The sequence below is a fragment of the Fulvivirga kasyanovii genome (assembly GCF_009711405.1).
In the GTDB taxonomy this organism is placed as follows: domain Bacteria; phylum Bacteroidota; class Bacteroidia; order Cytophagales; family Cyclobacteriaceae; genus Fulvivirga; species Fulvivirga kasyanovii.
Genome location: NZ_SMLW01000380.1, coordinates 1 through 7,903 on the forward strand (window position 1 = coordinate 1; position 7,903 = coordinate 7,903).

A 7,903-nucleotide genomic window follows, 5' to 3' on the forward strand; every position below is an offset into this window, starting at 1 on the left:
AACTCAACGGCAAATGCACCCTGACCGGAAATGGGGTCATAATCACTAAACGGATTGACGGTAACTTCAAAAGCGAATGCAGAATGGGTATCTCCGGTTACGAACACAACATTCTCAATTTCATTGCTTTTTATAAATTCAGCAATTTTCTTTTGCTCTACAGGATAACCATCCCATGAATCGAGATTGATATTAAAGGTCGGGCGCCCCCAGTTGAGGTATGAGTAAATTACCTGGTTGCCAACTACCTTCCATTGCGCATTAGTTGTTTTTAACCGGTCTTCGAACCACTGCATTTGTGTAGTGCCAAGCATTGCTCTATTCTCGTCTTCAAAAGTAGGATCCATTACACTATCTACAGGAGCTGTCCGTGCCTCCAGTCGCTCATCAAGCATAATAAGCTCAGCCAGTTCTCCGTATTTAAAGTTTCTATACAAATGATTGGATGGCCTTACGGGAAGCCACTCGTAGTATGCTTTTCTAGCTGCTTCCCTTCTTTCAGCATATGGGCCTTCGTCAGGCTGGTGGTTCTGGGCTCCTTCCGTATAAGAGTTGTTAGCGATCTCATGATCATCCCAGATGGTAATGAACGGATGGTTTTGATGTGCAGCCCTCAAATCAGGATCCAGCCTGTACTGAGAATAACGCAATCGGTAATCTTCTAAAGATATGATTTCGTGGCCGGGAATGTGGATCCTATTAAGAGTAGTATCCCCATAGCCCCCGGCTCCATATTCATAAATGTAGTCGCCAAGATGGAGTACAGCATCTATGTCATTGCGTTCTGCAAGCTTTTTGTAGGCATTGAAATATCCCCACTCATAATTACTACAGCTTACTACTGCAAATTTAAGGCTGTCGACCATGGACTCCGGGGCTGTATTGGTACGGCCTATCGGCGAAACAGCCTCAAGGGCTTTAAACCTGTAAAAATATTTGGTATCAGGCAGGAGCTTGTCTGCGTCAATTTTTACAGTATAATCATCCACCGGGCTTGTAGAAACTTTACCCGAGTTAACTATATTCTTAAACTGCTCGTCTGTTGAAATTTCCCAGTCCACTTCTATCGCTTTTAATGAATCTTCCGGTGTTACCCTTGTCCAGATAATAACTTTATCCGTAAGCGGATCGCCGGAAGCCACTCCGTGATAAAAGGGCTTTAAACTGTTGTCGTAATATTGTGCAATACCATCTTTCGGCAGTTTTGGAAGTTGCTCCTCCTTAGTTTTCGATGGTCCGCAGGCTGTGATGAGTGCGATAAGTAAAATAACTGATTGATAATGCTTCATAATGCAATTTATAAACCGGGTGATTTTTTGCCGGCAATTTGCATGAAAATTAACATATATCAGTTACTTCCATATTAAGGGCAGATGAATTTTTGATCAATGGCCTGATGAAAAAGCCTGAAAGCCTTGTACGCTTATTTCAGGTACATCTTTTTAGGAGGAACTATAAACAGACCAAATTTTACGTATGGTGTATCATCAGCGGTGAGGTCAATGACTGCATCTTTACGCCCGTCGCCGGGTTCGGCCAGGAAGTAGCGCAGGTTTTTGGATAGCCCCATATCAAGGCCAAGCCATAGCCAGTCGTGCACTTCATGCTCGAAGCTCAGACCAAAATTGATATCGGATTTACGCAACGTGAGGCCGTGGTTTTCCTCTGACAATACAGCATTGTTGACCGCATAGCGCCAGCCTTTTACTTCTGTAGATGCAGTAATATAAAACTTCTCATTGGCCCTGTAGCGTAGTGCCGCCTGCTTTGGAAGATTCAGGTCAAGCGTCCATTTGCTGCTGAGCCTGCGCTCATAGCTTACCAAAGGGTACACCTGTGGCCTGCCAAGAGTGTATGACATCATGAGGCCGGCACCAATCTTTGTGCGCTTATTTAGTTGCTTGCTGTAGGCAATGTGCGTGTAGTACTTCCCGGTATTTTTATTCAGTACAATTTCGTCACTTTTTATCTCACCTCCGGCTATTACCGTAAGTTCCCGGGTATCATCCAGCGACTTCTGAAATAAGAATCTCGCACCCAAACTGGTAAAGCTTCTCCTTTCTATATGGTCATAAAGTTCATAGTGCTCCGGTGAGTCTTCAAAGTCCAGTACAAAATTATGCCGGTCATATTTGAGTTGAATACCAAACAGTTTGGAATCCTTCATTACAAGAGGTATACCGAGGCGCAATTTAAGCTGGCTATCCCGCTCCACTTCAGAGCTTGAGTTTCCGAATTCATCAGAAGTGCAATAGGTATTGTATTCGCCTAGTGTATTGTAGCTAAACTCTGCAATTTTGGGCCTGTAGGGGATGGCGATTACTTTGTCAAGCTCAGGTGCTTCTTCTTTTTCTACCTGTGCATTGACCACTGCAAAGCAAAACAGTTGTAGAATAAATACAGTGCTAAAGATTTTCTTCATAAACTGACTTTATAAAGTGCCTAAACTGCTGCTACTGCCATTAAGTTCCAAGAAGGCATTGTACAAAAATAAATAATTTCTAAATACAATTCATATATGAATTTATCGAGAAAAATTGTAAATAGTAGGCTTAAAAGAAATTACCATGTCTCAGAAAACCTACCCAACGCTACCCACACGTGTTAAAGCACTTATGGCAGATGTTGTAGTGCTAATGGTCTTAATGATTTTCACTACATATTTGTTTTCAAGCTTTGACCATATTTCTGATAATTCCCGAATGATAGCGTTCGTATTCATTTTTTATTTATATGATCCGTTATTTACGAGTGCATTTGGCGGAACGCTTGGGCATTACCTCCTGGGGCTGAGGGTAAGGAGAGAAGATAAGCCGGAAAAAAAGCTATTGTTTCATATGGCGCTGCTACGCTTTATATTCAAATCGCTTTTAGGCTGGCTGTCACTGCTCACTGTCACAGGAAATGATAAAAGAAGAGCCATTCATGATTATCTCGCGCAGTCTGTTGTGGTACATACGGAGGGGTCGGTAACCGTTCAACAGGTAGCTGAATAATGCATATCGTAGCATGGAACTATAGGACTGCACTTGCTCATAAGGCAGATTTCGAACATGAATATGGCCCGAAAGGATCCTGGGCAACATTTTTTCGCATTTCACAGGCATATAAAGGTTCATTCTTATACAAACTGACAGAGGAGCCAGATACGTATATGCTGTTGGATACCTGGACTTCACAACAGGCTTATGAAAACTTCCTCGAAAGCAATAAAAAAGAATATGCAGAGTTAAGTAAAAAGCTGGAGCACCTCTATTTGCAGGAGGAAAAAACAGGAACTTATCAATTGATTGAATAGTAGCACATGAAAACCCGTTTTGTACTATTAATAACCTGCTCTCTTATGTTTCAGGCCTGCGCACAAACAGGTGGCAACAGTCAGGCAACTGCCGGAAGCATAGGAGACGACCATACCGAAAAACCAATAATTAATACCGAAGGCAATACTCTTGAAGCAAGAATAAACACGCCGGACGGTTTTGAGAGGGTTCCGGTTGCTGAAAAATCGTTCGGACAGTACCTCAGGCAACTACCTTTAAAACCAGACGGCACTATGGTAAGGTTCTACAACGGGCTTCCCAAACCTAATTTCAATGTTTATACCGCCGTGGTCGATCTTGAAATAGGGGAACGCGACCTCCACCAGTGTGCGGATGCCGTTATGAGGCTAAGGGCAGAACACTTATGGAACCAGAAGGAGTATGACAAAATACACTTCAATTTTACCAATGGTTTCAGAGTGGATTATTCCGAATGGATGAAGGGTAAGAGAATAGCAGTAAAGGGAAATGATGTGTCGTGGTACCAGGCAGGTTCGCCATCAAATACCTATAAGGATTTTTGGAAATATATGGAGATCATTTTCAGCTACGCAGGTACTTTATCCCTGGCAAAAGAACTGAAACCTGTTAAAACCGACCAGTTGCAGATAGGTGATGTATTTGTACAGGGCGGCTCGCCCGGCCATGCCGTCATTGTAGTTGATGTGGCCACCAGGCCTGAAACAGGGGAAAAAATATTTTTACTGGCACAAAGCTACATGCCGGCCCAGCAAATACAGATCCTTAAAAACAGGAATGAAGACATCAGCCCGTGGTACTCTGCCGATTTTGGAGAAGTGCTGGAGACACCCGAATGGACATTTACTAATAAAGATTTGAAAAGGTTTGGGGAATAAAGCCAGTCTTAAAAAAGATTTGAATAAAAAATCACTCAGATAAGCAGCAGCTAGAATAAAACAATTATATTAGTAATTTGTATCTATTCAATATTGCTGATGTTTTTTATTCTTTTGTTCCTCCTTTTAGTAGGAGCTTATATTTACTGGAAATTTTCAACTACATCTGACCCAAAAGCTTTGCTTAAATCCCCGATGTCCATTGCGGCCATTTCGAGCATTACTTTTTTAACCATTTGTTATCTTCTTGTAGAGCAACTGCCAACTCCCAAACCTATAGAAGTAGTGAGCGTCTATAACCCTCAGGATAGTGTGCGTGATGCAGTAAAACATGACCTGAAGTTTGAAGGGTTAAATGATTATATCAATAACCTGGCTTACCAACATGAATTTATTACCACATATATGGCCTTGCCAGATTACTGGGAGCTAAGCGATGGCCACCATTATAAAGAGGTGGAGAAACTGCAGGAGTGGTACACCCATCAGTATAGCAATGGAGACACTACGCTGGGGGCGTTTGGGTTGGGAATAATTCACTTTCTGGAAAACGACTATGATGAATCTCTAAATTGGCTGAATAAAATATCCCAAACATCAATACCTTATTTAAATTACTACTTGGGCAAAATATACGAATCCGAAACTCCAGAGCAATCAGACGAATACTTTTGGAAAGAGCTCGAAACTTCAAGCAGTTACTTTGGCAAAACTGTTGGCCTTCTCATTATTAAGTATACCAAAAGTAAAAATTACACGAAGCTTTATGACCTGCTCAACTATGGCAGTGCCTCGCAATACTTTTCTTATTCCCTGAGACGACAGACCTATTTGTACGATTTACAACCGGTTCAATATTTTATTTGGTCATTAGGTACCATATTTGAGCCCATTAAGCTGATGGGCCTGATGGCTGCCCTGGCCATTGCCGCTGTATGGCTGATCTACCTGATCCGGCTGGACATCTTTAATCCTGACAAAATTGTATACTTCATATTGATGTTATTCTCAGGCATGCTTTCGGTGTTGGGGGTTCTGTTAATAATTGACATGAAGAATATTTTCCTGAACTGGGAAATGGACGGCAGTTTTTTCGGAGACCTCTTCTATGCTATTTTTGCGATAGGTGTACCTGAAGAACTGGTAAAAATATTCCCGTTTATTCTGCTTGCACTATTTACAAAAGTGCTTAAAGAGCCTATTGACTATATTATCTATGCCTCCGCATCTGCTCTTGGTTTTGCTTTTGTAGAGAACCTGCTCTATTTTCAGGATGTAGCCGGTGGCATCATCCACGGAAGGGCATACATGTCAGTGGTAGGCCACATGATGGCTACCTCGATTGCCGCATACGGCTTGGTCATAAGCCGGTTCAAAAATAATGCTTACCACCCAATATTGGCTTTCGCTGTTTCCTTTCTGGCAGCAAGTGTGGTGCATGGCCTGTATGATTTCTTTTTGTTTCAGAAGCTTGTTTTACTGTTTATCCTGTTTTTTATCTTTATTGTACAGGTATGGATCATCATGATCAATAACAGCCTCAACAATTCCTCTTTCTTCGATTATAAAATGGTATCCAAAGCAGAGGGTTCGCGCTTATTTCTAACCCTGGCCCTGACGTTTATTTTAGGCATAGAGTATATCATGGTGGGGTGGGATTATGGGCCCACAGAAGCTCATGATGCTCTGGTTGGGAGTATCTCCTCGGCAGGATTACTGATCGTATTTTTCGGCTCCAACCTCAGCACCTTTAACTTTAGTAGCAGAGAGAAAAGGGGATATGGCACATTGCCCCAATCCAAGCTGCTTACAAGTTGGTTTTTGCTTAACTCCATAAAGGCGCACAATTATGTGGGGATTCATATTTACATTGAAAACGATCCCTATAACCCGGCGTTAACTGACCTGCTTGCTGAGCCTGTTTCAGGTATAATCATCGACAGGGTAATCCTCTATAAGGAAAATGATCCTGACCCACATTGGTTCCTGGTTAAACTGGATTCCGAATTGCCTCTGGCAGATCGGGAATCATCATATGTACTCATAAAATTGCGATATCAGAACGAGTCTTTAAAGTATGAGGATGACCTTTACTCTTACTTCCGGACAATTCCCAACTTACAGCTATTGCAAAATAAAAATGTATCAAAAAATTTATTTGATTCTCATGGGTGGATAAAAATTGGCAAGTTTGCCCCGGTAAATACTTAATACAATTTAACTAGTGATGAAGAAGCTTCTATTAACTTTTGCTCTTGGCCTTCCTGTTTTGCATTCTTTTGCCCAGGATGAGATCTTGTTTAAAGCAAAGATGTCCCCTAATACAACTTATAAAGTAGTGATGAGTACCAACTCTGCTTCCACTGTAGATTTTGAAGCAGACCAGCAAATACTGGATCAGATTGCGGCCAGTGGTACAACCTTACCGATGGAAGTGAATGCTGAGCAAAGCTTTACTACAACTACTAAAACCGGTGTAAAAAACACTGATGACGAGTTTTCTTTTACTACTACTTATGAGGATATTTATGCGAATCAATCGCTAAATGGCGTTTCCACCCCCAGCCAGGAAAGTCCTCTCCAAGGCGCAAAAATATATGGACTGATCTCTGAAGATATCAACCTAAAGGTGGACTCAGTGACTGGAAATCTAGCTCCCGAGCTAAAGTCCGCAGTGATACAAATGACGGAGCAATTAATGAAAAACGTAAAGTATCCTGAGAAACCCATGAAAATTGGCGACGAATTTAAGCAGGAAGTACCCATGACCGTGCCTATGGCAGGGGCAAGTCCGATTCAAATCATGATTGTAACTACCTATAAGTTGAAAGACATTACCGATAATAAAGCCTATTTTGACCTGGATCAGGAATTAAAACTGCAAGGCGATATGGAAGGTGGCAATATGGAAGCTGAGGGCAGTGGTACAGGATCCTCAGTATATGATATAGCTCATAATTTTATTACCGATACCAGCTCAGATTTGAATATGAGCTTTTCAGTTAAGACAGCCCAGTTAACTGTGAAGGCAAAGGCCAATGTAAAAACCACTCAGAAAATTGAAATTATAAGCCAGTAAGTGTAAAAAAAGTCCATCCTAATTCCCGGATGGACTTGATCCAATAAACCTAAACCCTAAAACAACTACTTCTCTTTATTTATTATTCCTGTCTCCGTGTCTGCCTTTATGCGGATGGCCTCCTCTATGCCCTCTGGGACCATCGTGCCTCGGGTGAGTCACCATATGTTCTAAAAGCTTTACATACTGTTCCCGGCTCAGCACTTCTTTGTATGTAGCCAGCTTTGCTTCATGGAAGCCCTGCATTTTTTCCTTTCTTGCTTCACGTTCCTCCTTATTCTCTTCTCGAAAAGCCTTCATTTGCTCGAAGTGCTCCACACTGGCCTCTTTGAGCTTTACCTTTTGATCTTCAGAAAGGTCAGGTATAGCCTCTCCAACCCGCTCTATTTCCCGTTCCGACATTTTCTCCGGATCCCACTCTTTTCTGTCCATATCTTGTGCAAATGCCACTGTAACGCCTAACATGAACATTACAGTAAATAATAATCTTGAATTTTTCATTTTTATTCTTTTTAGTTCCTGAGTGCATCAACGGCAAAAATCAGGCTTTTGTGCCGGGCTAATTAATGTATTCAATCAACAGCCGGATATTTTCAACGAATGGAAAGGTGCAGGCTGCGATAGCCGGATTTTGGCTGATACAAGGG

General features: G+C 41.8%; 8 protein-coding genes. 5 read left to right on the top strand and 3 right to left on the bottom strand.

Going from position 1 to position 7,903, the window contains the following annotated elements; translation table 11 throughout:
* Nucleotides 1-1,289, bottom strand: a 1,289-nt coding sequence (locus E1163_RS04505; RefSeq protein ID WP_185155955.1) for an alkaline phosphatase D family protein, incomplete at its 3' end; no start/stop codon positions are given.
* A 134-nt stretch (nucleotides 1,290-1,423) separates the two neighbouring features.
* Complete coding sequence (locus tag E1163_RS04510; protein WP_155169942.1) at nucleotides 1,424-2,422, bottom strand: DUF6268 family outer membrane beta-barrel protein; 999 nt, start codon at nucleotides 2,420-2,422, stop codon at nucleotides 1,424-1,426.
* Between the two features lie 145 nt (nucleotides 2,423-2,567).
* On the opposite strand from E1163_RS04510, the gene E1163_RS04515 reads away from it, so the two are divergent.
* The 5 genes from E1163_RS04515 (at nucleotide 2,568) to E1163_RS04535 (ending at nucleotide 7,256) form a co-directional block, all read left to right on the top strand.
* Nucleotides 2,568-2,996 (top strand): RDD family protein, encoded by a 429-nt coding sequence (locus E1163_RS04515; protein ID WP_155169944.1) that lies wholly within the window; start codon nucleotides 2,568-2,570, stop codon nucleotides 2,994-2,996.
* Nucleotides 2,996-3,298: a hypothetical protein gene (locus E1163_RS04520; RefSeq protein ID WP_155169946.1), complete on the top strand. Its 303-nt coding sequence runs from the start codon at nucleotides 2,996-2,998 to the stop codon at nucleotides 3,296-3,298. Before E1163_RS04515 ends, E1163_RS04520 begins: the two co-directional genes overlap by 1 nt.
* A gap of 6 nt (nucleotides 3,299-3,304) precedes the next feature.
* Nucleotides 3,305-4,177 (top strand): DUF4846 domain-containing protein, encoded by an 873-nt coding sequence (locus E1163_RS04525; RefSeq protein ID WP_155169948.1) that lies wholly within the window; start codon nucleotides 3,305-3,307, stop codon nucleotides 4,175-4,177.
* Between the two features lie 99 nt (nucleotides 4,178-4,276).
* Entirely contained in the window at nucleotides 4,277-6,388 is a 2,112-nt protein-coding gene (locus E1163_RS04530; RefSeq protein ID WP_155169950.1) for a PrsW family intramembrane metalloprotease, read from the top strand.
* Between the two features lie 16 nt (nucleotides 6,389-6,404).
* A complete protein-coding gene (locus tag E1163_RS04535; RefSeq protein WP_155169952.1) occupies nucleotides 6,405-7,256 on the top strand; it encodes a hypothetical protein in 852 nt (283 codons plus the stop codon).
* Nucleotides 7,257-7,331: 75 nt separating this feature from the next.
* On the opposite strand, the gene E1163_RS04540 is transcribed toward E1163_RS04535, so the two are convergent.
* Entirely contained in the window at nucleotides 7,332-7,757 is a 426-nt protein-coding gene (locus E1163_RS04540; RefSeq protein ID WP_155169954.1) for an HMG-box domain-containing protein, read from the bottom strand.
* Nucleotides 7,758-7,903 lie beyond the last annotated feature (146 nt).

Bases quoted from the DNA above. Each gene is read 5' to 3' on its own strand.
- E1163_RS04510 (WP_155169942.1), bottom strand. From the start codon at position 2,422: ATGAAGAAAATCTTTAGCACTGTATTTATTCTACAACTGTTTTGCTTT.
- E1163_RS04515 (WP_155169944.1), top strand. From the start codon at position 2,568: ATGTCTCAGAAAACCTACCCAACGCTACCCACACGTGTTAAAGCACTT.
- E1163_RS04520 (WP_155169946.1), top strand. From the start codon at position 2,996: ATGCATATCGTAGCATGGAACTATAGGACTGCACTTGCTCATAAGGCA.
- E1163_RS04525 (WP_155169948.1), top strand. From the start codon at position 3,305: ATGAAAACCCGTTTTGTACTATTAATAACCTGCTCTCTTATGTTTCAG.
- E1163_RS04530 (WP_155169950.1), top strand. From the start codon at position 4,277: ATGTTTTTTATTCTTTTGTTCCTCCTTTTAGTAGGAGCTTATATTTAC.
- E1163_RS04535 (WP_155169952.1), top strand. From the start codon at position 6,405: ATGAAGAAGCTTCTATTAACTTTTGCTCTTGGCCTTCCTGTTTTGCAT.
- E1163_RS04540 (WP_155169954.1), bottom strand. From the start codon at position 7,757: ATGAAAAATTCAAGATTATTATTTACTGTAATGTTCATGTTAGGCGTT.